This window comes from Acinetobacter sp. GW821-FHT09D10 (genome assembly GCF_059416285.1).
The window spans coordinates 810,995-837,556 of sequence record NZ_JBWKOW010000001.1; the positions used below are offsets into that span (position 1 = coordinate 810,995).

Annotated in this window: 16 protein-coding genes and 1 pseudogene; 2 read left to right on the plus strand and 15 right to left on the minus strand. The window is 36.6% G+C overall.

The features are described 5' to 3' along the window. Positions 1-23: 23 nt before the first annotated feature. From AC07M3_RS03780 to AC07M3_RS03815, 8 genes are all read right to left on the minus strand, one after another. Entirely contained in the window at positions 24-1,433 is a 1,410-nt protein-coding gene (locus AC07M3_RS03780; protein ID WP_307010365.1) for a hypothetical protein, read from the minus strand. Beyond that, positions 1,430-2,428: a type VI secretion system baseplate subunit TssG gene (gene tssG, locus AC07M3_RS03785; RefSeq protein ID WP_494566557.1), complete on the minus strand. Its 999-nt coding sequence runs from the start codon at positions 2,426-2,428 to the stop codon at positions 1,430-1,432. The genes AC07M3_RS03780 and tssG overlap by 4 nt, the downstream gene beginning before the upstream one ends. Beyond that, entirely contained in the window at positions 2,392-4,203 is a 1,812-nt protein-coding gene (gene tssF / locus AC07M3_RS03790) for a type VI secretion system baseplate subunit TssF (RefSeq protein WP_494566558.1), read from the minus strand. The genes tssG and tssF overlap by 37 nt, the downstream gene beginning before the upstream one ends. 16 nt (positions 4,204-4,219) lie before the next feature. After that, positions 4,220-4,696, minus strand: a complete 477-nt coding sequence (gene tssE / locus AC07M3_RS03795) for a type VI secretion system baseplate subunit TssE (protein WP_002048404.1) — start codon at positions 4,694-4,696, stop codon at positions 4,220-4,222. Between the two features lie 78 nt (positions 4,697-4,774). Beyond that, positions 4,775-5,278 (minus strand): Hcp family type VI secretion system effector, encoded by a 504-nt coding sequence (locus AC07M3_RS03800; RefSeq protein ID WP_003651052.1) that lies wholly within the window; start codon positions 5,276-5,278, stop codon positions 4,775-4,777. Between the two features lie 49 nt (positions 5,279-5,327). Beyond that, entirely contained in the window at positions 5,328-6,809 is a 1,482-nt protein-coding gene (tssC, locus tag AC07M3_RS03805) for a type VI secretion system contractile sheath large subunit (RefSeq protein WP_017389328.1), read from the minus strand. Further along, positions 6,802-7,305, minus strand: coding sequence for a type VI secretion system contractile sheath small subunit (gene tssB / locus AC07M3_RS03810; protein WP_003651049.1), 504 nt, complete (start codon positions 7,303-7,305; stop codon positions 6,802-6,804). The genes tssC and tssB overlap by 8 nt, the downstream gene beginning before the upstream one ends. Positions 7,306-7,321: 16 nt before the next feature. Next, positions 7,322-8,011, minus strand: a complete 690-nt coding sequence (locus AC07M3_RS03815) for a hypothetical protein (protein ID WP_003651048.1) — start codon at positions 8,009-8,011, stop codon at positions 7,322-7,324. An 800-nt stretch (positions 8,012-8,811) separates the two neighbouring features. Here AC07M3_RS03815 and AC07M3_RS03820 point away from each other — a divergent pair. Together AC07M3_RS03820 and AC07M3_RS03825 are read left to right on the plus strand one after the other, a co-directional pair. Further along, complete coding sequence (locus AC07M3_RS03820; protein ID WP_494566559.1) at positions 8,812-9,783, plus strand: formylglycine-generating enzyme family protein; 972 nt, start codon at positions 8,812-8,814, stop codon at positions 9,781-9,783. 329 nt (positions 9,784-10,112) lie between these two features. Then, positions 10,113-11,081 (plus strand): formylglycine-generating enzyme family protein, encoded by a 969-nt coding sequence (locus AC07M3_RS03825; protein WP_307010377.1) that lies wholly within the window; start codon positions 10,113-10,115, stop codon positions 11,079-11,081. Positions 11,082-11,110: 29 nt separating this feature from the next. On the opposite strand, the gene AC07M3_RS03830 is transcribed toward AC07M3_RS03825, so the two are convergent. The 7 genes and pseudogenes from AC07M3_RS03830 to AC07M3_RS03860 form a co-directional block, all read right to left on the minus strand. Then, the gene (locus AC07M3_RS03830; RefSeq protein WP_494566560.1) at positions 11,111-14,113 is read right to left on the minus strand and encodes a hypothetical protein; all 3,003 of its coding nucleotides are present in this window, start codon (positions 14,111-14,113) and stop codon (positions 11,111-11,113) included. A 7-nt stretch (positions 14,114-14,120) separates the two neighbouring features. Beyond that, entirely contained in the window at positions 14,121-16,901 is a 2,781-nt protein-coding gene (locus AC07M3_RS03835) for a DUF2345 domain-containing protein (protein ID WP_494566561.1), read from the minus strand. A 345-nt stretch (positions 16,902-17,246) separates the two neighbouring features. Then, positions 17,247-17,585, minus strand: a pseudogene (locus tag AC07M3_RS03840) (hypothetical protein); the annotation flags it as partial. Between the two features lie 118 nt (positions 17,586-17,703). Continuing rightward, on the minus strand, positions 17,704-18,108 hold the full coding sequence (locus AC07M3_RS03845) for a hypothetical protein (protein WP_199990828.1): 405 nt from the start codon (positions 18,106-18,108) through the stop codon (positions 17,704-17,706). A gap of 35 nt (positions 18,109-18,143) precedes the next feature. Then, a complete protein-coding gene (locus AC07M3_RS03850) occupies positions 18,144-18,539 on the minus strand; it encodes a hypothetical protein (RefSeq protein WP_199990829.1) in 396 nt (131 codons plus the stop codon). Then, on the minus strand, positions 18,527-23,335 hold the full coding sequence (locus AC07M3_RS03855) for an RHS repeat-associated core domain-containing protein (RefSeq protein WP_494566562.1): 4,809 nt from the start codon (positions 23,333-23,335) through the stop codon (positions 18,527-18,529). Before AC07M3_RS03855 ends, AC07M3_RS03850 begins: the two co-directional genes overlap by 13 nt. A 9-nt stretch (positions 23,336-23,344) precedes the next feature. Next, positions 23,345-26,542 (minus strand): type VI secretion system Vgr family protein, encoded by a 3,198-nt coding sequence (locus tag AC07M3_RS03860; RefSeq protein ID WP_494566563.1) that lies wholly within the window; start codon positions 26,540-26,542, stop codon positions 23,345-23,347. Between the last annotated feature and the right edge of the window lie 20 nt (positions 26,543-26,562).

Sequence of the window (26,562 nt, forward strand, 5' to 3'; positions counted from 1 at the left end):
TCGTTCTAAGTCCAAAGTTTAAATTAGTTATTCAACACCATCACATCATCTTCTGAATTTTCGGTGACATGCTGCACAAACGTATGTGCTGACACCGTATTTTCACCAAAGACGAAAGGAATGATATGTTCAGGAAAATGCATACTCAGCATAAAGCCATAAATATCAGCTAAATGTTGGGTATGCCCTAATGAAGATTTCACATAAATATAGTGATGCGGTTCTACAGGTGTTTTAAGAAAGTGTTGCTGCAATTTCTTCGAAACTTTTATATCCGTCTGATCTGACAATATCAGAACATAAGGTTCCTCACCCTCATGCTGAGGTAAATCATTAAATTCAAAATTATTAAAAAGCTTCGCTGTATCTTGTTGGCCCACAACCACTTTCAGTGCTTTAGTAGGCTCTAATTCTTGAATTTTTACTAAAGGATCTGCGAGTAAACAACTTGCTGCAAATTCAGCAGGAATATAATCTTTAATCATCCAAGATTTTTCATCGACTAGATCTTGATCAACTTCTGAATCGGCGACGACTAAAAAGAACATCTCATGCTCTCTTTTATGAATACCTTTTAATAGGTGTATCAACTCTTGATAAGCTAATTGCTCTCCAAAAAAATGATATTCAATATGAACCTTTTGCGGAGCAATACCAATCTCAGCAAAGAACTCTAAAATTAATTCATTACTTTGATCATCATTCCAGATATGTAGTAAATCCTCCGAAAGAAGGATATGTAAATTTAAACGATTTAAACGGTAAACTTCGACTACAGGCATTTCAACATCATCATATTCAGACTCGGGATCAACCCATGCCGGATGCATATGATATTCACGAGATTGTTGCGACTCATAAAATAAAGTCGAACGTTTTAAATGCTCTGCAAGAAGATATAAATTTTCTATATTTTGTTCTAGTTGCTGTTTTATTAATGACATCATACGAACTTGTCGTGGAGATGAGTAATCACTCTCCTCATGATTGTCTTCATCCAAGTCTTTAATACGATAAGATAATAGAGGCAACCCGTAAGAATTTAACAGTTGATCATCTAACTCTGGGCTTTTGAAGTTTTGTAGCTGCTCAATAATTGATTCATTCTCACCTAATGCATGTACTGCAAAAGCAGAGTAAATATTAAAATCTAACTGTTCGAGTGGTGCGTCAATTACAGTGGTTTGTTTTTGATTAGCATCATCTTTATTTTGATTTATAGATTGTTCTTTTTTATCTTTGTAAGTTTTATAGGCACTATAAATTAACCAAGGCGATAAGATCACCAATGTAATAATTGCTGGCAATAATAAGAAATAAAGGAAAAAGTCACCTTTATCAGGGTTATATTGAACGTCACGCCAGTAGAAAATAATAATTCCACTAACCACTGAAAAAATAGCAATAAATGAGAGTAATATTTTTTTAATCATATTCTCTCTCCAATAAGGCTATAGCAAGTTTCATGACTATGTACTTTTGGTTGTCGTGATATGAGAAAAGAACCCTGCCCTAAACCATTCTGGTTATTCTTAGTTAGACAAATAGGTTGTATTTCTGACTCATCCAATACGAGTCGAAGATCTATCGATAAAGTTGGACTACACCAAGTTTCTACAATTTTTTTTAATTTTAAACTCAACTCTTGATTTGGGAGGAAATTTAAATATTGCTGACGCTTTAGTGGCCCGATCTGAATTTCAATTTTTCCATCAATTTGCTGAATGGTTTCCCCACAAAACGTATTAATACCAAGTAAGCTCGGCTGACTTCCACCTAAAGTCGTTAATTGATCACTCGCTAACTTAAAAGATTCTTGTATAAACTCTTTAATCGTAATTTCATGCTTAAAAATACAGGACAGCATCGTTTTTAATGCATGAACTGTATTATTCTGGCCCTGCATTAATCCAGAAAACTCTGCAAAATAGTCATCAAGCTCTGTTTGCTGATGTTGGGAGCGCACATAGCCATTCAACGCATGCAGAATATCTAAATAATCGTTTTTATACTCAGTCTCATATCGAATCGGTAAATTATATGTAATGCTGGACTCTACATATTGAGCAGTAAGCTTATGGTTAAATAAGCTCAGAAACTCTTTAGTTTCAGCTCTTTGCTGACGTGGGGCCTGTTTAATCTTATTCGTATATGTATAAGGTAAAGCACCTTGTATGCCAGTAAGACCAACGATTAAATTCGTGATATAAACCCTTTCATCCGATAATTCTAAATTTTCAATTTCAGTAGCAGGGAAATTTAAATTAAAGGATGTCTCAAACTTGAAATGATCACTCCAAGATGAACCAACCGCACGACTTGAATCGTGCCTTAATAGACGTGTTGCTTGAATAAATTCAAAAGACTTTGGCTTGTTAAACAGCTCAGCTGTTATAGAAGAGTCTTGCCACCAACGTTCTGACTGCATTGGTATAACTCCTGCTGAGATGAATAATCCTTAACAACCAAATCAACAAAACTATTAATTTGAACCTTTAAATTAAAAACACGACTTAACAATTGGCTAAAAATGTATAGGCTATGCCCTCTGAATACAGATGAATCAATTTGCAACTCGGCCTTCACGCCCCTTACAAACATTGGGAATGGTTTACCATCTACCAGTTTGTGAGTAAGTGAAAATTCAAGATGTTTAATTGATTCAATAATTAGATAATTTTCTTTTGATAACGGTAAGTTATATAAAGCAAGTAACTCTTTAATATGAGATACGGCATCACCTTTCATTAAAGCCAAACTATTTAATGAAAGGTGTGAAATGACTCGCCACTGCTCACTCTGGCTTTGTCCAAATTGATAAGGTTTAGTCGGTCTTTTTAAAACAATGGCACGTCTGGCCAGACTACTATCATTTAAGTTCAATATATTATTAGACTGCCCTAATGCTTCATGTGGTAAGTCACGATTTGAACATAATAATTTTGTACTAATAAAATCTGAACGTGTTGAAGAAGGATTTAAATTTTTAGAAATAATTGAATATCCCATTTCGACGAAATTGGGCTGTAACTTTTGATAGTTTACTGAATAGAAAAAGCGGGCCTTGTCCGCATGGTAGTGGCTCATCGCAAAAAAAGGCAGCACCGGAACATAGCTTTCTTCGTGACTGGTTTTTTCACGCACCATATTCATTTCAGTAATTGAATAGACTTGATAAAACTCAGGATGATGTGCATCTGTAATTAATGGATATTCTAATTGCTTGTGTACGATTTTTTGAGGTTCAGCATATTTTTCAAATAAATTAATGACTGGTGTAGTAAACAATTTAAAATTAGCGACATTTAATTCAGAATAATTTCGAACTACGGCTTGATCATTTAAATTTAATTTAAAATGGATAAGCAGTTCAAAATCACTCTCTTCTAGAGATAGATTCTTTAAAAAGTCTAAATCTAGCTTAAGATAATTGAATTTTTCAGGAAAACAGAAATACTCCATGAGCAAACGATACGCATGATGAGTATGCTGATCGAGTGGTAATAAACTTTCTTGTTCTAAAAAACCAGTTAGCTCAAATGGATTTTTATCCAGCGCTACAACTTTCTGCCCTATTCTGATGGCAAAAGTTGTTCCCTTCTTAAAAATACTGTCCAGTACTTGAAGCGGAAAATTAGAAATTGCATCTAAATAAATAGGAAGTTTTTCATTTACTAAACATAAATGAGCATGATTAAAAATTTCAAACTTAAAACTTAAAGTCGCATTTTGACTTAAATGCATATGTGCACTAGGTGTACTTTTAAACTCTAGCGCTTGCAAACTTATCGGGAGTAATTTGATTTCTTGCGTGGTATTAAACTCACACTGAACACCTTTAAAACTGCGAGACTTCAAGACTGTGTGTGCAGGAACAATATGTGCTTCTGTGAGCTGTTTGATTTTATTTATATCTTCGAAACTTACCACCGAACAAGCAGGAAAGTGACGTAAGTATTGAGGAAACATCACCTCAAATAAAGAACGTGTAAATACTTCATAACTATCAGCAAGTTTTTTATCAATGCGAGCAGCAATTAATGAAAACGCCTGTATGAGACGCTCAATATGCGGATCATCAATCTGCTCTTGATTTAACGATAACCGCTGAGCAATTTTCGGATATTTTTGGGCAAATTCTCGAGATTGCTGACCAAATTCTTGTAGTTGTTTTTCGTAAAACGGTAAAAGCTCTTCTATCACAACACACCCACTACGCTTAGGTTCTCGCCGAAATTACATATTGTTGCGTTGTCGGTTTTAGCAATGCATCAAAAACGACAGGTTCATACAGTGGATGAATATTTAGATATGCTTGAATACTTAAACACAAAGCCCCCATATTATGCCCATCCAACAACATTTCTACCCTTATTTGTCTTAATCTGGGCTCATGAGCTGCAATTGATTGTTCAATTGATTGGCAAATCTTGTCTCGATCTAGCGGATTGGCTGTAGAAAGCCCCACAAAATCAATAATCCCGAACTGAAGTATAGATTTTTTAACTAGCGGATAATCATCGACCACGTGGTCCAATTTAGCGACCCGACTATTTAGCAAGTCTTCTAAATCTTTCGCTACCGATTCTCTTAATTGCTGAATAGAAAGACCTTTTGCATAATCTTCACTTTCAGGAATTAAACGATCAAACAGAGTTGAACGAAATCCGTATGGATAAAGCCGATCTAAATTCATTCGAGTTCACAACAAGCATGCTTAAAGACAGCAGAGGCTAACTTTATGTCAACCTCCACCAAATATTCACTTAAATAATTATGCTGCGTAAGAAGCAGTATTATTAGAAAGTGACCATTTCTTAGTAACAGCACCTTTAGCAGTACCGTTAATATCTTGTTGGTTATATGTCCACTCAACAGCTGCGTATTTCAAACCAAACGCTTCAGTTGGAACACCTTCTTCGTTAACTGTTGGAGTTACACTAGAAACAAGAACATGCTTCAATTTAATTTGTAAGTACTTGATGCGTTTGTCGCCATTCGCACGATAAAAATCAATTTGTACTTCATCAAATGTATAACCAGCTGAACATGCTTCCCATAATTTCGGGCTAGTTGCATCTAGGTCTTTAATAAAAAGCATATCTGAATGTTCAACACGTTCAGCAGTATGACCACCAACACTACTTGAAGTAGCAGATTTAGGTTGACGAATGTTGTGAGACCAAGAGTTAACTTCTAACCAGCCTTTGTGCTCAGAATCACGAGACTCGCCATCAACTTTATACTTACCGCGAAACTCAACGTATATATCTTTCATTTAGAACTTTCCTATTTTTAATTTAAAGTTATTCTTTCGCTGACCTTTATTAATTTGAGGACTGAGGTAACTCAGTAACAAGTCGTAAAGAAACTGACAACTCATCCAGCTGGAAATGTGGTCGTAAGAAAACCACAGATTTGTAGTGACCTGGTTGAGCAGGATCTTCTACAACTTTTACAGACGCTTCACGTAGAGGGTATTGAGCTTTCGCTTCTTGGGAAGCACCGTCGTCAAGCAATACATACTGTGACAACCACTCATTTAAAAATGCTTCAACATTTCCAGCAGAAGCAAAACTACCCACTTTATCTCGCATCATTGCTTTTAAATAATGAGCAATACGTGAAACGGCCATGATGTACTGAATTTGACTTGATAAAGCAGAGTTTGCATTTGCCGTATCATTGTCATATTTTTTAGGTTTTTGAGTTGATTGCGCGCCAAAGAAAGCAGCGTAATCGGTATTTTTACAATGTACTAAAGGAATAAAGCCCAAATCGCTTAGTTCTTTTTCGCGGCGGTCAGTAATCGCAATTTCTGTAGGGCACTTGAATACCACTTCGCCATCTTGTGTTTTAAACGTATGAACTGGCAAGCCTTCTACTAAACCACCACCCTCAACACCACGAATTGCAGCACACCAACCATGCATATCAAATGCATTTGTTAAACGCGTACCAAAAGCATAAGCAGCATTCATCCACAAATATTCGTTGTGGTTTGCACCTGAAACATCTTCAGCAAAGTTAAACCCTTCTGTAGCTGTTCCTTCTTTTGGATGGTAAGGAAGACGACCAAGCACATGCGGCAATGTTAATGCGACATAACGAGAGTCTTCACTGTCACGGAATGAACGCCATTGAACATATTCAGCCGTTTCGAAGATTTTTGAAACATCTCTAGGGCGATCAATATCTGTAAATGACTCAAGACCCAAAATGCTTGGGCTCGCAGCTGAAACAAATGGTGCGTGAGCTGCTGCTGCTACATGAGAGATTTGCTCAAGCAAATACATATCAGAAGGCGTACGGTCAAACTCAAAATCGCCAATGAGTGCTGAATATGGCGCACCACCAAAAGACCCATACTCTTCTTCATAGATTTTTTTGAATAAAGTGCTTTGATCAAAGTCTGTAGCACCTTGAAAATCTTTTACCAACTCTTTTTTAGTCGTATTTAACATACGAATTTTAATGAGCGGATTAGATGGTGTTTCTTGACAGAAGTAGTAAAGACCACGCCAAGTTGACTCAATCTTTTGGAATTGCTCATTGTGCATGATCTGACTTAATTGATTTGAAATCAGTGCATCAATTTCGGCAATACGCTTATCAATTGATAAAGTCATATTTTCAGAGACTGTAATTGTTCCTGCCATTACTTCTTTGGCAAGTTCGCCGATTAAGCTTTTCGCACGCGAATGTTCTTCTTCATTTCGGGCAATACGGCTTTCTTCAACAATCGAGTCTAAAAGATTAACTTGTTCATTTTCAACAAGTGACATTGCTGCGGATTGAGTATTATTCATGATCAGCCTCCGCACTTAATTTACGGATCTGATCAGTACTCTTAAGCACTTCATCAAGTAAGTCTTCTAAACGCTCACTGTTCGAAATCTTATTTCTCAAATCAGTTAAACGCTCACGTGCTTCAACCAGTTTCTTTAATGGATCAACTTGTTGAACAACATTTTCTGGGCGAAAATCTTCCATTGACTTAAATGTTAAATCAACTGCAATTCTCCCGCCCTCTTCAGTCAGCGTATTATCTACCTGAAAAGCTGCTCTTGGAGACAATGACTCCATAACTTCATCAATATTATCTAAGTCGACATTGATGAATTTTTTATCTTTTAATTTTGTACGTTCAAGCTCAGATGCTGCCGAAAAATCACCCATCACACCAACAACAAATGGTAGTTCCTTCGCTTCTTTTGCATCACCAATTTCAACATCATATGTAAGCTGAACACGTGGAGGTCGAATTCGCTGAAGCTTCTTTTGTACGCTTTCTCTCTTAGCCATAAGATTCTATTCCTGATTATTTAATTAAAGGGTCAAAAGGCGAACTTTTTGATTTATTAACATTGGCTACAGGGGCAGTTTTTTGTTTAACCGCAGTTGCTTTTGCTGGAGTTGCTACTCGTTTAGTTGCTGTTCTGGAAGTAGTAACTCTGTTACGTGTTACAGTTTGTTTTTTATAACTTCTTCGTTCGTTATCAACTGAACCACCTTCTGTTGCAGCCTTAACATTTGAAGTATCAGGCGCAGGCATTGAAGTATGAATATTTTCAATTAACTGTTTAGCGGGTGGGTACGTTACATCATTGCTTAAATAACGCATTTCCTGACTTCGCATTTGCTGCAATGAGTTATTTGCAATGCTTACACCAGATAAAAATAAAACATCTGTTATTAATGAACCGCGTATATTTTGACTTTGCAGTTGACTAGCCAAATTCAAAGCCTTAACTGGTTGATTGGTTTGATAAAAACGCATGGCTGCTTTAGCTAATAAATCATTTTTTTGAGTCGTATTATCACTATCACAAACTTGCTTAAAAATATTCAATAGCTCAGGATCATTTTGGCCTTCTGCTAACGGATTCTTTTTAATACAACTTTTTTTAAGTTTTACAGGCTCTAGTTCTGCTGCTTGAGCACCTGATAGACCGATAATGTTTCCAGTCAGAAAAAGTATCAAAATACTTCGTTTCAACACAACTTTCATTCCTCTGTTTTCTTATTTATTCAAGGCTTTACTGAAAAGTTAATATTGAGAAAACATTAAAAAATCAGACTATAAACCTTATATTCAAAAAATTTATGCGCAGTTTATCATATAAACGAACATATTTTATATAAAAATCATATCAACTTAAACTAAACGTAAATAGTTAAGATGGTTATAAAATATAGCTTAATAAAGTTATTCTTATAAAAATATAATATTGTTATTTTTTGTAATTAAAAATAAGGTGTTGATTTTCATAAAATAAATAAAAATAAAAACTGAATGAAAAATTTATTTAAATATCATTCATTTAGTTTTTTTGAAACATTTGCTTAACAATATTTAAGTTTATATTAACTACAAGGTGCTTCTATTTGGTTACGAACAAACCATCAAAACTTATAGTAAAAAAGTTCACTACAAAAAACCATAAAACTTGTCAAGACTAATCTGTCTATCTATTATACTTTTTTAAATAAATTTAGTTTCCATGATAAAGGTTAAAAAGTACCACTCCCACCCCTAGCATGCTTTTTCAATATATTTTCATCAAAAATCTAGAAGAAAAAAATTAAGTTTGTTTTTGTAAACATAAGGTAAAGAATTATAAATTCCCCTTTTGACTATCAAAAAGGTGTTCAATCTATACTTCAATTATAAAATATCTTAGTTCTTTTTAATTTTTTATAAACCATAATGATTATTCACTGATTTGAATAACAAAACCGCTATTTATATCTTTTACATCTCTTACTAAAATAGTTTTATCAATATTCAACCTAATGATTTCCAACAAAATGATGAAACAGAATATAGCTGTTGTTTTATTTTCAAGCCTTGCTTTAAGCGCGTGTGCTAAATCAACAAATAATACACAGCAAATAAAAACCCCAACGACCAACCAAAATCTCTCATCAGAACAACAAAAGAAGTTGCAACAACTACTCGATAAAACAAAAAAGAATCTTGTAGAGATTAAAGGTGGTACTTTTATGATGGGGGATTTTGGTGAGCAAAAAAGCCCAGATAAATTACCATATGATAGTGATGCACATAGCAAACCTTTACACAAAGTCACTTTAGATACTTATGCATTAAGTGCAACAAAAGCGACGTATGCTGATTTCGATATATATACCGATGTTACTGGACAGCAAAAAATTGGAAAGTTTGATAAGTTCTCAATAAGTGAGCGGGTTCCCACTGCGGCAGCTGGTATCAATTGGCAACAAGCCCAAAATTATTGCCAATGGCTAGGAAAACAACTTAATTTAAAAATGGATTTACCTACTGAAGCACAATGGGAATATGCAGCAAGAAATCGTGGACAATACATTCTTTACCCTACAAACAACGGTAAAATTGATATTGGTAGAAATGTTTGGAGTTTCAAACAAAGACAAGAACTAATAACAAAATATAAAGCTGATGAGAAAATACCAGAATTGCAACAATTTCCAGCTACCCCTTTAGGACTATATGACATGATTACCGATAATTATGAGTGGATGCTTGATTGGTATGACCCACAGTATTATAGTAAATCTCCTGAAAAAAACCCGAAAGGGCCTGCAAAAGGAGCTCTTAAAGTTGTACGAAGTGCAGAACCATCTGATGGACAGAATTTACAAATGTTTGGTGGATTTACCTTTAGTCGCCATGCCATCCATCCTGTAGAAGATCCCAAATTATCAAATGATCCTGATATTAAAAAATATAACATAGACTTAAATCGATTTAATTCTGTTCGATGTGCGGTTAATTATTAGCAATTTGATCAAGCAAATATATAATTAAACTTTATATATTTGCTTATCCACTATTTCCTTATCTTCATCAAAAGGCGCCAAAATATTCAGGTTACTCATCATTAGAGTAACCTCTTCTGAATCACTCCTCATTGCTTTTATCTAAAGTTGTCTGAAAATAGTAAAATAGGGAAAATAAGAAAAATTTATTACAGACACGTCTTGAAATGATTACTCTTTAAAGAAGTTATATTATTTCTATGCCTAAATAACAAACCCTCTATTTATATCTCTTATGTCTCTCACTAAAATAATCACATCACCACTCAACTACATGATTTTTAAATAAGATGATTAAACAAAATTTAGCCATCATTCTACTTTCGAGCATTACGTTAACTGCCTGTGCAAAATCAACAAATAATACAGAGCAACCACAAACATTTACGACTAAACAAAATCTCTCATCAGAGCAACAAAAGAAGCTGCAACAACTACTTGATAAAACGAAAAAGAATCTTGTAGAGATTAAAGGTGGTACTTTTATGATGGGGGATTTTGGTGAGCAAAAAAGCCCAGACAAATTACCCTACGATAGTGACGCAGATAGTAAGCCTTTACACAAAGTTACTTTAGACAATTATGCATTAAGCGCAACAAAAGCAACTTATGCCGATTTTGATGTATATACTGAAGTTACTGGGCAGGAAAAAGTTGAGAAATTTGATGAGTTATCAATTCAAGATCGAATTCCTAATTCAGCAATAGGAGTAAATTGGCAGCAAGCCCGAAATTATTGCCAATGGTTAGGGAAACAACTTAATTTAAAAATGGATTTACCCACTGAGGCTCAATGGGAATATGCTGCACGAAATCGCGGACAATATATTCTTTATCCTACAGACAATGGTAAAATTGATATCGGTAGAAATGTTTGGAGTTTCGAACAACGTCAAAATCAACAAAATAAATTAAATGCGTTTAGAAATATTCCTGAGTTATTAAAGTTTCCTGCAACTTCTTTAGGTCTTCATGACATGATTACTGATAATTATGAGTGGATGCTAGACTGGTATGATCCACAGTATTACAGTAAATCTCCTGAAAAAAACCCTCAAGGTCCTACAAAAGGTACTCTCAAAGTTGTACGTAGTTCAATTCCTTCTGAGGGAGAGACTCTACAAATGTTTGGAGGCTTCACTTTCAGCAGACATGCTATTCATCCTGTAGAAGACCCTAAAACTGCTCAAGATGAATTAACCAAAAAACATCATCTTGACTTAAATCAAAATAATTCTGTCAGATGCGCAGTTAATTAAACTTATTTATTATGAAACATATAATACAATTATACATTATATGTTTCATACTTATCCGTATTATCTTGATCAAAAGGTGATAAAACATCTAAATTACTTGCTATTAGTGTTATATCCTCTGCATCTTCCCATACACCTTGCTGTATTTCTAGTTGTTTAAATCGACTATCATCCTGATTTTTTACCAACATATAATTCAAAGAACCTGCTATTTTTTTTGCTCCTTTACGATATTTTAAATAATCCTGAAGCCATGCATTAATTTGGGTACCTTGATATTCGATACCAGAATTTAAACACCGTATTACATCTTCTGCATACTTTTCATCACTCCCATAATTAAGAAAGCGAATAATATCTCCCTCTACCTTACCTAACTGACTTTCTGTAAGTTTTTTACCTTGTGGATGGATATGTTGAATCGTATTCTCCCATTCTTCAGTAGAAATACATGTCTTTAAGATATTAATCACTGCTGTTTTTCGCGTTGGAAAAAACTCAACTTTCATATCCATGAAAGCAATATTAAGATCAAAAATAGGAGTGGTTAGATCAGTCCAATGTGATACTGCGTACAGGAGAATTCCTTTAGTTTCAGGAGTGGCATAAAGTAATTCTTTTTTTCCAGCACTCGAGTTAAGATTTTTAGCAGTATTTAAACGACCTTGATCAATATCAATTCTATTAATCCATTGGTTATAAATTAGAGATAATTCTTTTACACTTTTTGTTAAGGCATGATTATCTCCAATACACAATGCAAGGATGCGAGAAGCTAACAAAAAAGCCGTTTCATTTATATATAGAAGTGTTTTAAAGCCGGCATGAGCAACTTGTGACTTAACAAAACCAAGATAACTTAAAAAATGCTCTGTTCCTACAACAAATGAAGCAACCCCTTTTGCTCCCACGCCCCAACATAAATGAGCTGCTACCAATATTTTAAAATTACCTGACCGTGGGTCATAACCAATTTGAAATTGGCCTTGCGCACCTGCTCCCATACTAACTCCCCCCCCAGCTGCAGCTGAAGCGATTGCCACAAACTCACCCTCACCACTACCATCACCTTTAGGCTTAAACCACTCTATAGCCCCTTTAAGTAAACCTTGTATTTGAGCTCCAGCAAATGCATTAATACCAATATTTCCCTGATTCTGTGCATTTTCCTGATTATCACCAATTATTTTCAAACTTCCTTGCGCAGGTTGAAACATAGGCTTTTTATTACGATCTACCATCTGACTCATTGATCTTTCTGTTGGTCTTACCGCAGCCTTTATGACCTGAGTTGTGCCTTGATAAGAAATATCAACGGATAGATTACCAGCGATCCCTAAATTTGCTCCTGAAAAACCAGATATCTCAGCCCCAATTAAAAAACGGATTGTTCCTAAATCATAGTTATCATATTCAAGTTTCCAGCCTGTTTCACAAGGATAAAATTTACGCCACTCTTTCACTCCTTCAAATAATGTCCATTTAGTCGACATATCTCCAGAAGCCTTAATACTTACACCTTTCGGCGCAGCACTTATTGAACCTTCACCACTTGCCCCTGCGACCATGCGCATCCATTGTGCTTCTTGGGTAACTGTAATATCTCTACTATTTTTGTATTCTTCTGCAATTTCCCCACCCAAACCTCCTATTAGGTTATAAACAGCTTTCTCATCACTTCCAACACTCCCTTTTGCTGTCAAAAGTTGCTGCGAAAGTTTTTCGAAACTACTACGGATTTGTGCAGGTTGTTGTACTGTATATTGATTCGCGGTTACATCTACACTTGTCTGAGGGTTCCTACGCTTTGCTTTTAACTCCTCATATTCAGTAACTTTTAAATAACGTCGTTTTAAATTATATTTAGATGCTTGTTCGTTTGTTTTACCCGTGCTCTCAACTACCCAGACTTCTCTTAAATCAGCTCTTTGCTTAAATTCACCATTAATCTTTTCAATTGCTTTTTCCTGATTTATATTTAAACGCTTTTCCAATTCTTTAATTTCTTCTAAATCACGACTTTGGATTGCTTGTGTTAGATCCTTATTAGATTTATGAACTTCCTTCACTGCATCAGATAATATCTTGGTTTTTTTATCAAATTCAGCATAGACTGCGGGCGGTAAAACAAGCACTTCATTCGTGCAAGGGTTAATCACAATAGGTGGTTTTTGTCTTGCACCCATATTTTCCTTATGATTAATATCAGGCTGAGTTACCGCTGTTGAAGTAGGAAAAATAATTTGATAAATAACTTGTTTATCTACACAAGTTATTGGCTCATACCATTCACTATTTTTTTTTGTGGTTCCTAAAGTATATGTAACTCTACTATTCAAATACGTATAAGCTAATTGAGTATACCCTTTTCTATCAGGTGGGCCAGGCTTCAAATTAACTAAGGGTTTACTCTGATCTTGAGCAAAAATTTGATAATCTACAATTGGAATCCCATTTCCTGCACTATCAATAAATCTATATAAAGCATAGTTTTTAAACTTAAGATATTTTGTTTTTTTTACGACATGAGTATTCTTTTTTTTATATTCCTCATAAGACATATTAATTCTTTCATTTAATTCTTCTGCTAAATCCAAAGGAAAAGTTGGTTGTATTTTTGACAAGTTAAAAAAGTTTTTTTGTTTAACTGATTTAGCATTTTTTCTTAGCTCTTCCAAATCTTTATTTGCTTTTCTCTGCTTGAGTTCATACTGAGCTTTTGTTAAGAAAAAAGCATTTTGATTAAGGCTTATGGCATTTACTTCAACTATATTGCTTCCTTCAGCCAAAATAGGCTTTATAGTCTTCTTAGGGCTGAAAATAGTTTCATGCCCCTCAACAAAAATATGCAATTTTCCATTTTGATTTAATGAAATTGGTTTTGTTTGTCCTTTTGGGTTTGTAGCACCCTTATAAGTCTCTTTCGTCCCATCTTCACAGAAAAAGATTATGCTGTATTTTACATTTGGTAATTCTTTATTTCTTTGATTATAGAAAACTATTGTATATTCAAAAGTAGTATAAGGATTCATTATATCTCTAACCTTTTGCCGCTAGTTTATATTTAGAAGCATTTTCATCACTAATATGAATAGAAATTTGTTCTGAGCCATCAGTTTCAAATCTTTGAGTTAAACCTTGGGCATTAGTTCGCCCCTTTTGCCGGCTACCATCCATTCTAAAAGCAATATACTCTACATTTTTCGCTGGCTTTCCATCTAAATCAGTAATTTCAAAAGTCAAATAATAAGGTTTATTTTCCTGCTTTTTAGGAGGAGTAACTTGTTCTCCCCCCATAAACAAATGCTGACCAGCTTTCACCTCAAGCTTACCGCCTGTAACAGGGAAAATGCCTGAACCATTCAACTTAACTTGAGATCCATTTGCGGTCAGATTAATTTCAGTTGGGCTAGTAATATAAACCGTATCTTCAGTTGAAGTAATTTGCACACCTTTTCGAGCAATGACATCTAAGCCATCACCTTGGGCCTGAATTTCTACTTTGCCTTGACCAGCAAAAAGTCGAGCTCCTTCTTGGGCTGCAAATAGACTAATTTTTTGACTCGCATGGCTCACTATATTCTTTTGTGTACTGATATTAATGCTATCTCCAGCACTTTGAGTGAGCTGACCATTTGCACTGAGGTGTATATCCTCATTACTACTTACAGCAATACTTTTTGGAGATGCCAACACCATTACCGCTGATTGAAACTCAGCAGCCTTTTTAGAGTCTTCTTGTTGGAGAACTTCAATAAAGGACTGAATATTTTCAAGCACATCTAGTGGATCAGTTTGCTGATTTTTAGCAACTTCACTGAGTGCTTTGGCATTATTGAAGCCACCTTCGATTTGTTGTTTGGCCTCATTTGCATCAAGATGTACGCCTTGAGCCTGGTCCTGTTTATAGGTACTGATGAGTAAACCACTGCCTGCTCTTACCGCACCCCACTGATCTGTTCTTAGCTCAAAGCCTTCACCACGACCATCGCTTGTCGCGCTGTCTTTTGGATGGCTTAAGTTACCCAAGTTTAGTTGACTTGCGACATGGCTGCTTTGCAGCTGGGTACTGATTTGCCCTGTGGTGTCATCAAAACGTAGCTGGTTAAAACCTTTACCATCGACCTCTTCGGAACGGATACCACTGAGTTTCTTGGTATCGGGTAGCTGACCTTTCTGATCGAATTTCGTTGGATGCCGTTCGGCTTCGTGAATACGGCCCACCACAAATGGACGGTCAATATTGCCGTCAAAGAAGTCGATCACCACGATCTCACCCACACGTGGTAAGAAGCGTGCACCGTAACCAACGCCAGCCCATGGGGTTAGTACATCCACCCAAGCCGAGTCAGTGTCATTATTGTTGCTTCCTGCTCCGCCATCATGGTTATGGTCGTCACCACGGGTAAATAAGAAACGGACTTTAATGCGCCCCCACTGGTCAACATGGATGCTTTCGCCTTCCAAGCCTACCACTCTAGCGCGCTGTGGATAAGCCGCAGGTCGGTGTTCTAACGGATGATATTCAGGAACAGTTTTAATATTTCTACGGGACAAAATGAGTTCATTACCTTGACGCTCAGTCTGGTCGTTTAGCCCTGAATGATTGTTTTGCCATTGGCTTTGACTAAAAAGTTGGCTGATTTGCTGTTGTAAATCTTTAGGCAAATTATTTTGTAAATAGAAGCTTTTACCAATAATCAGAAATTCTTTGTCTGAGCCACTATGTATATCTATTTCTGGATGTTCATTCAATTCAAGCCAATAGCCAACTTGCGTATCACGTACCGTAGTTTGTGCACGGAAATATTTCGATTGAGACGCATAATAATCAGATAGATTTTGATTGAGTTTTTCTAGCTGCTGGTGACCCGATGCGGTGGCTTGGTCTTCCCCATTTAAGTCTTGCATCCAAGCAGGACTGACATGCCATGCATGTTCTAGACTTAAACTCGCATTATCCTGATTAGCACTATGACTATGCTTTGACTGAACACTGCCCATGCCTTCTTCTTGACTTAAGGCATCAGCCTGCCAGCGTTGTACATGCACGGCTGTAGATTGCAAGCTTCGAGTTGGCACAAGGCTTGTCATACTGTCTTGTTGTTCAACAGCGCTACTACGGTGATAACGGATATTTCTTCGGTCTAATGCTAAATATGATTCATTATTATCAATTAAACGTAACTTTTGTGATTGAATCTCATCCGAGCTATTAGTGGCAAACAACTGAGCTTCATCAATTAACCAGTTAATACCTTCACTACGCCAAAGTCGGGTTAAAAACTCATAATCCGTTTCGTTACTTTGCATGACAAAAGGTCTAACATCGTAGTCTTGGCTTAGGTTTTTTAAATCCAAAGTTAAGCTAGACGTAAACAACGGGCTTTTGTTCTGCCACTCAGTAAATAGAATTTCAGTAATGTCCCGTACACTTTTATTCATAAATACACGGCTATTTCGGCGTTTATGCCATAGCGCGGTCGGGTCTTGTAGTTTCAATTTATACAATGTTAATGAACCATCACTCTGCCCCTGACTGGCTTCTGTAATAATTCCTGTAGTTCTAAATAGCTGCCCCTGATCAGTTACTTGATCGACTGCAACCTGACAACCAATAAATTGTTTTAATGAAATATGCGCATTGGTAGAAAGACAAAATAAATCGGCGGTCAGTCCTTCATTTAGCTGATGCTGCCCTTCAATACTTTGTAAAAAGACTTGAGTATTCAACGATGGATTAGAAAACTGAACGTGAAGCACGCGTTTTTGCGAGCTGATACCCAAATCTTCTAGAATTCTATGTATATGAGATAACATCTTTTTATGAAAATTTTGTCAGGATTGGCATTATTTTATAAAATACAGAAACATCTGTCTATTTTGTAAAGAAAAACTTAACCATATGAATACACGAATGAATGAGAATGCTATTCGTGATAAATATAAAAAAGTGAATTAACAACTTACGCTATTAGTTCACTTTTAAAAGTTGTTAATATTTTAGTATTCTAAGAAATTCATTTTTAATTTAAATTTATTAATAGTATCCACAAATTTTTGACTTACTACATAGATATAAGGTTTATCCGTATCTCTAGCAATAAAAAAGTCATCTGTTACAAGATCTTTTTTTATGAAGTCATCTTCATCTAATAAATTGTTTTTTCTCTTAATATACATAGCATAAATATCTACCTCTTCACTCTTCATATAGCAATTATAGAAATCACTCTCATCTTCAAGAATTTCTTTCATTTCATTAAAAAATCTTTTTGAAAATAGTAAAATTCCAGAAGATGAATAATAAAAATCAGTCTCTAATATCTCATTTAATTGATCAGAAAAAATATTATCATAATCTAAATTTATTCTAGGATTTTTTAAAAAATTATCACTTAAATCAAATTTAAAATAATCAACGATAATTTCTTGCTTTCCTTTCAAATCAAAAGAAAAATCTCTATCAATATACTCAGATGGATAAATTGTATAAAAGCTCACAAAACCTACAAGTTAGTTAAAAAAGTTATGAATATTTCAACTATATATTAAAATACACCTAAGAATTATTTAAGTTCTAAAAGCATTAGCCAGACTAATACTTTTAAAACTTTATCTATTAATTACTTAAAAATTCAATTTTGATTTTTTCAAAATTTTCAACGGGAATGACTACTTTAAAACTTCCTATAACTTTAAAAAAAATTTTAAATTTACTTTCTCTCAAACCATATCCACTGCTATTACCTTCTCTCACGTCATACATAAAATCACCAAAATCTATAGAAGGAATATAAACTCCATTTTTTACATTTAGTGTGTCTTTTATATTTTCAATAGATAAAAAGCATATACCATCACTTTTACTCGAAAAACTACTAAAAAAGTTTTGAAAAGGAAAAGTGATACGAATAATTTTATCAAGATAATCATGAGCTATAGTCAACGTAATTTCATCTTGATCACAACTCAAATCCAATAACTTTGAATCATCACTATTTTCAATTATTTCCAATAAATTCATATATTTAAATAATAATCTATATAACCTATTTCTAATTAACTTACGCTCCTGTCATTTATTGTTGGTAAAAAAGAATAACCTTTTGCATATATTTCAAAGCAGTGATCATATGTCCATAAAAGATAGAGATTCAAGCCATTCTGGTCATAATTTGTATAGTCTAAATTTGAATTGGATTTATGAGAATAAATATGCTCAAAATCATCATATTGAAACATTTTAAAATTATTAACATTTGTAAAAACAACTGATAACAACTCAGACGTTTTAAAACTTTTACCCTTTTCATCTTTCTTAATTTGACTAAATGTTAAATCAACTTCCAAATTATTGCCCTGTGGGTTAAATTTAAACCCATTTAACCAAAAATCAGTGCGAGATGAAAGAATCCCAAACTTTGTGTGAATTGGTAAAAAATTTAATTGTGACATATAGTTTTTCCTGCATCATTTGTAGAGAATCGACGTAAAGTGGCTTCTTGCTGTATTTCTTCAGGAGTAGCCCATCGTGTATTTACGCCAGTTTTTGACTGTTTTGCAGCGGCTAACCGTCTATTGTCGAGTGAATATACCATATTGCTTTTGGCACCTTGTTCCAATAACTTTGCTTGGACATTCTGTGGAAGATCTTTAAACCTCACCAATCTAATCGGTTCGACTTTGGCAGCATAAGAGGGATCTGCTGCCAATCTATGGGCCAGACCATTCACATTACCTCCATCTCCAAAACATGGGCTATAGCCATTTTGGCTATATCGAATTGTCTTAGGTGATTTTATTCGTTCTAATCCCAAAGGATCAACCCAAACGACGGGATTCGGTGCATAAGCATAAATATTAGATCCCCCCAACAAACCAATCGGGTCTTTACTAATAAACCGCCCTACATACGGCGAATAATAACGATAACGGTTGTAATGAAGCCCTGTTTCACCATCAAAATACTGACCTTGGAAACGGATGTTATTGCTAATAATTTCTGAATTTTCAAAGAAATCCAACTTAGCTTGTTCTACCTTACACTCACCCCAAGCTTTATATTGAGCTTTCCAGACGATGGCACCTGTTTGGTTACTCATTTCTTGTGGTGTGCCTAAATGATCGCAGTGATAGAACCATACATCATCAAAACCTTGGCTTTGTTTTACTGTATTCCACAATGGGTCTTTATAAATGCTATACGATTTTTCCGTCCAATCTTGCGTGTGATGTAGCTCAATTGAGTGACGATAAGCCGCTTGCAACAAAGGCACAAAACTATCTTTTTCGTAGAAATAGTGTTTAGTTATATCAGCGCTAGATTCATAAGCTAAAGTATCACCATCCCAACCATAAATAATGTTCTGCTCTTGCCCTGTATGGTGATGCTTACTTCTTTTTTGAATACGTCGGCCTAAAGCATCGTAGCGATATTCTGCCGTGTATTGATTGTTTCGACTACGAACAAGACGTCCCAACACATCCCACTCAAGATTTAAATCACCTTGTGATGACTTTTGTCGAATCAGTTGTCCAAAAGCATCATATTGATATTGTTGGTCAAGATATTCCTGCACGACATTATTAACTAAGCGGTTATAGCCAAGACCTTTTTCAGTGGCAGTATGCTGTGAGGATTGCTCTTTGGTAGTGTTATATCGATCTAAAATATTACTTGCTGGGTCAAAATTAAAAGTCTCTTTCCCAAGTTTACTAGTTGCCTCTAATAAACGCCCAACAGGATCATATTTATAGTGAATGGCTCCACGACGAGTATCCTTAATGAGCGTTAACTCACCTGTTTTATCGTAATGATATAAGCGTTCAATCAATTGATTGGTATGCTGGATGGCATTATTTTGAGTTTGGGCCTGGTAACCTTTGTCATGCCCATTCAACATTAACTGCTGAGTTAAACGTCCGACTTCATCATAACGTTGTTGCTGGCTAAGACCATTTGCATAGTGTCGTAATGTCTCTCTATGTAAATCATCACGCTCAAAACTAACGACATCTTCCCCATTTAAAGCCATACCATAGACATGTCCACTTCCATAAGTGAGCCAATCTATTTTCTGTCCATCTGGTCGGATGGTTTTGGTTCGATTATTTAATTCATCATAGACATGTTTCCACACAGCAGTTTTCTGTGTCACAACGTCTTGATGATGCTCTTTTATTAAATTGCCTGCGGCATCATAAATCCACTGTAAGTTAGTTTCAGCATTTTTAGCCTGAACTAGATTACCTAAGCCATCATAAGAAAATTCTTCTGTTTGTTTTTCTTCAAGCTCTTGCCCTTGATAGCCATATCCTACTGTACGTTGTTCTAAACGTCCCATGCTGTCAAAAATAAATTGCTGAATACGGTCTTTAGGCGCAGCACGATCTTTGAAATCTTGACCATAGGCAGAAGCGACCTCAATGCTACTAGTTAAACGACCATTATATTCATCGTACGTATAAGCAGTTTCTTTGCCATCAAAATCAATTTCTTTTACTAATCGCCCCGCAGCATCATAGACAAACTCATAACTTGCGCCATTTTCATTAATTAAACGTTTTAAGCGACTTAAACGGTCCCATTGATATTTTAAAGTTTGATTTAATGGGTCAATACGCTTAGTAATTAAACCAGCTGCATCATATTCATAACGAGTCTGTTGCCCTTTAGGGTCAATATGAACTAATAAACGACCTTCTTCGTCATGAATAAAATGCTCTTCAGCCCCATCAGCATGTTTAATTTTTTCGAGCTGTCCAAAAGCATTCAGCGGTAACCCTTTTGCTATAGGCTGTCTTGGTTCAGCAATTAATTCCGTATAGAAATATTCAACTTTTTGCTTTAAAGCATTTTCAATAAATTTGACGCGCCCGCGATCATCATAGTGCCAGTGAGTTTCTTTACCCGAACAATCCGTATACGTAACCAAGTTGCCTTGATCATCATATTTAAGTGTCTTCTTACCGCCTTTCGCATCTTTAATGGAAGTTACCAAACCCATTGCATTATAGGCATAGACTGTTTCACGCTTCAGCGGATCAATCTCTTTAATTATATTTCCCGAAACATCGTACTCTTTAAACCAACGCCCCTGTTCAGCATCAACAAAACCGGTCAGATTATCTTTTTCGTCGTATTCATAATAGAAGGTTGAGCCATCGGCCTGAACCATACTTAAAACATTGCCACGTTCGTCATAGGTATATGATGTTTCTGTTCCATCTGTGGCAATATGCGATGTTATATTTTTTGCTTGGTCTCTAAAGAACCATTCTTGCAAATTATCTGGATAAATAATTCGATAGGTATAACCCGTAATACCATAATAGTATTCAGTCACGTTACCATCGATATCCATGACTGAAGTTACTCGAACGTTTTCATCCCATTCTAATTTAGTAGCGGAACTATAGTCATCGGCCCATTCTTCAATCGCTTTTGAGCTAGGTAAAACCCCATCCCACTTTAAGTTCATTCCTCTTTGAGTAAGATCAGTATAACGAGTCAATAAGTGAGCTTGGTATTGATAATCATAAGAAGCAGCAAACTCATTGGTTGCCTTAATTAAATCGCCTTGCTCGTTATATTGATATGCTGATAGTTGTCTCAGAAGTTGACCATCTTCAACCAACCAAGCTGCAACAACTTTTTGCACATCATTAATTTGTAATGCTACATGCGCCAAAGTTTGTTGTTGCTGTTTAAATATAATGTCGGATAGATAGCTATCACCATTTTCTAATTCATAGTCATAACGTAGTCCAATACTAAATCCATGTTGACGTTCTATGGAGACTAAACGAAACTCATTTTTATATTTTTGATAGAAGCGAGTTTCTGAAACACCATATGAAACTGCTCTAATTTCAGGTGAGACAACTGTATAAGTAAAAGTTTCCACTTCATCATAGTAACTCTGCCCAACTTTTAGCTCTGGTAAACAAACAGGACGGCCATCGCTACCAATATATTCCCAGCCCTCTTGCTCAATCGGTTCTTTAGGTTCATTAATGTTGTAACTAGAACAACGAGCAATCTTGGTTGTAAAAGGTGTAATCCACCGCGCTCCGAAAATCGATTGATCATACTGATATAAGTTCGATACGTACGTTCTCGAAAATTGCTCTATTAGTAACGGGTGAATTTGTGCATCGGTATGGTTTAAAAACTCAGTACCCATGGCAAAGGTAATCGATCGTTTAGTCGCACCACCTTTACAGTTTTTACATGCATTCGCATTATGAGTCGCAGTATGTTCTGTATTCGCCTTTTCTAATTTATTATTTTTCTTATCATGTTTGACTTGTGTAGTTTGAGTTGGCTTAACTTGAGCTGGTTTCTTTTTCCTGAATTTAGAAGCACTCATTCTCAATACATCAAATAGCCACCCAATTGTTTGCGGCTGCGCTGCATTTCCCAAGCCTTTAATTTTAGTATTGGCAGTGATACCAATTTTATTAATCGTTGCGCCTACATTTAATATCGGCTGCTTTAAATGTGCTGGAACTAAAGCAGTAACAACTTTAGCATTGGAGTTTGCTCCTGTTTTAATAAGAGCCTTCCCCCAGTTTTCGGTCATGTAAACTAAATTTTTTCCAGCTCGCGTTAAGTCGCCACTTTTTATTCCTTTAATAACACCGGCAGCTTGCTGTTGAGCGCGGTTTGTATTTGAGCCTGCATTTGTAAATACTTGGCCTTTTGTTACAACTCGAACAATTCCGCCATTAATTTGTGTCGTTGCATTTTGGACAGTTCCACCACAAGTGGCTAAAATTGAATTTAGTTTGTTTAACCCAGTTTTGCAGAATTTTTCTATGTCCCCTGCAACCTGATCGTTTAAATGGTTAGAGATCACCACAATAACTGCTTCACCTAAAGCAGCTTTACCCACACGTTTAACTTCTTGACGAACTAGAAACAGGGCTGGACGAGCAGAAGTACGGATTGCTGTTGTTCCCGGAATAGGCGCAACCCCAATAAGGTCGATACCCATTGTGGTCCAATCCATAATATCGGCATTTTGAAAACCTTTATCATAGATATAGCAAATGTCGGAAACCACATCGATGGCAGCCATCACGTTTCCAATAATTGGAATTGTCCCCATTACACTTGCGACCAAGTCTAATGTCACAATTTGATGCGTATGACTTTTTAACCAATTATCTATTTTTTGTTTTGAATGGCTAACATCTTTAATAGCAACTTCTGATAACGGCTTAACAACTTCTGTTTTTCCAGACATTTAATTTCTCTACGAATTCTTTTTAAAAGGGCTTTGCAAATATTGAGGAAGCGCGTTAGTAACCAAACTACCGCTATCAACAGAACTTAATTTGCTGAAGTCATTTATTTTTTGAATTGATGCAAGATCAATATTGTTCCCTATTTTTTGGCCTACTTCTGAAATGGGTAAAAAGCTTTTCACTTGATCAGTCACTAATCCCTTCGCCTCTGTTTTTAACATTGGCATTAAAGCCTTTGCCCCTTCAGATTTTATGCTTTGTGCAGTTTGAATATTTTTCATAATATTCGCAGGATTGGTTAATTGTTTAGATAATTCACCAAGTTTGGACTGGGCTGTTTTACTCATTTGCGCAATTAATGAATCTGATTGCTCATTATCCACATCATTCTTATTTGGCCACTCAACTGGGCGTTTAAAATCACTTGCTGTATCCCAAGGATCACGGTGGTCTGGCTCAAAGAAGACTTTCACTGCACCTGTCGCTAAGCCGGAAACTCTTGCGAATCCTTTATCATCCAACTTGCCAGTGACTTCTTTTCCTAAGTTGTCGACAACTGTATAACTTCCACCTTTAACAAACTCACCATGTGAATAGTCATGTAAAAGCTCGAGCACACCCTGCCCACGTTTAGGCGGAGGTGGTAGTGAAGAACTAAAATTCGCACTTCCTCCCCCCATAAACAAATGCTGTCCAGCTTTCACCTCAAACTTACCACCAGTGACAGGGAAAATTCCCGAGCCATTAATCTTGAGTTGAGATCCACCCGCCGTGATAACGATTTCTTTAGAAGCACTAATTTCAATTTTGTCTTCTGTTGAAATAATCTGAACAGCTTTACGGGCAATTAAATCTGCTCCATCGCCTTGTGCTTGTATCTCAACTTTGCCTTTGCCTGCGTACAGCCTTGCCCCTTCTTGCGCTGCGAAAAGGCTGATTTTATTTTGGGCATGCGCAATCAGGTTCTTTTGTGTAGACAGGCTAATGCTGTCTCCAGCAGTTTGGCTTAACTGAGCATCTGCGCTGAGGTGAATGTCTTCATTACTGGCTAGAGCAATACTGTTAGGTGCAGTTAATATCATCAAGGCTTGTTTAAAAGCAGCAGCTTTGTCTTGATCTTTTTCTTCAATTTGCTCTATGAAGGTTTTTAAGTTCTCAAGAACTTCTAATGGATCAGTTTGTTGATTTTTGGCAACTTCACTGAGTGCCTTGGCATTGTTGAGGCCGCCTTCGATTTGTTGTTTGGCCTCATTTGCATCAAGATGTACGCCTTGAGCTTGGTCTTGTTTGTGGGTGCTGATGAGTAAACCACTTCCAGCTCTTACCGCACCCCACTGGTCAGTTCTCAGCTCAAAGCCTTCTCCACGACCGTCACTTTCGGCTTTATCTTTTGGATGACTTAAGTTACCGAGGTTAAGCTGACTAGCTGCATGGCTGCTTTGTAGCTGGGCACTGATTTGTCCTGTAGTGTCATCAAAACGTAGTTGGTTAAAGCCTTTACCATCGACTTCTTCTGAGCGGATGCCGCTCAGTTTTTTAGTGTCAGGTAACTGGCCTTTTTGGTCGAATTGGGTTGGGTGACGTTCAGCTTCGTGAATACGCCCCACCACAAAAGGTCGGTCAATGTTGCCGTCAAAAAAGTCGATCACCACGATCTCGCCCACGCGTGGCAAGAAACGGGCACCATAACCTGCACCTGCCCACGGGGTGAGTACATCTACCCAAGCCGAATCGGTGTCATTATTGTTACTTCCGGCACCACCGTCATGGTTATGGTCATCAGTTCGGGTAAACAGGAAACGAACCTTAATGCGTCCCCACTGGTCGACATGAATGCTTTCACCCTCTAATCCCACCACTCTAGCGCGCTGCGGGTAAGCAGCTGGTCGGTGTTCTAGCGGGCTATACTCAGGCACAGCTTTTATGTTACGTCGAACGACATTGAGTTCAGCAAAGTGGCGCTGCTCAGGGTTTTGCGTGTCGAGTTGGGCAGCTTTAAGCTTGTCTTTTGGTAATAGGTGCTCAAGTTGCTGTTGTAATTCTTTCGGTAAGTTATTCTGGTTGTAGTAGTGCTTGCTTAAGATTAAGAACTCTTTATCAGCACTGTCGTGTCGTTCAAGTTCAGGGTGGTCATTCAGTTCAAACCAGTAACCCACCTGTGCATCACGGACGTTACCTGAAACGGTAAATTGTTTAGAACTCAGGTGATGGTAAGCATTGATGTGCTGGTTAAGCTGTTCAATCTGACTATTACCTGATGCTGTAGCTTGGTCTTCACCGTTTAAGTCTTGCATCCAAGCGGGGCTGACCTGCCATGCATCTTCAAGATTCAGGCTGGCATTGTCATAGTGTTCGCTGTGCTTTTGCGTGCCCTGTACGCTACCGCTACCTTCTTCTTGTTGTAGGGCATCGGCTTGCCAGCGTTGCACATGAACCGAAGTTGGTTGTAAGCGGCGCTCAGCTTTAACTTGGGTAATGGTATCGAACTGTTCTGTAGCACTACTACGCTGGTAGCGGAGGCTACGGCGTTCAAGGGCCTGATAATTTTGGTTATCGTCAATTAAACGTAATACTTGTGGCTGGATGGCAGCATTCGGGTCAGCGACCAAAAGCTGCGACTCATCGACTAACCAGTTAATGCCTTCACTACGCCACAGACGAGTTAAAAAGTCATAATCGCTTTCGTTTGACTGCATCACAAATGGACGCACATCGTAGTCTTTAGTTAAGCCTGCAGTATCGAGCGTTAAGCTTGAAGCAAATAGCGGACTTTTACCCTGCCATTCTTTAAACAGAATTTCGCTAATATCCCGTACGCTTTTATTCATAAACACACGGCTGTTGCGACGTTTATGCCAGAGTGCAGTTGGGTCTTTTAAGGTCAGGTTATAAATAGTAAGTGAGCCGTCGCTTTGCCCTTGGCTCGCTTCGGTAATAATGCCTGTGGTTCTAAAGAACTGGCCCATGTCAGTGACTTGATCAATAGCAACCTGACAGCCAATAAATTGTTTTAATGCAATATGTGCGTTCGTCGATAGACACAGTAGCTCAGCAACGCTGCCCTGATTGAGCGTATGTTCGCCTTCAATGCGTTGCAAGAAGACTTGATTGTTTAATAATGGGTTGGAAAATTGCACATGAAGTACACGATTCTGTGCAACCAAACCTAAACTATCTAAAATTTGAAATATTTTATTGGACATCATTATTATAAAACTGAGTCATA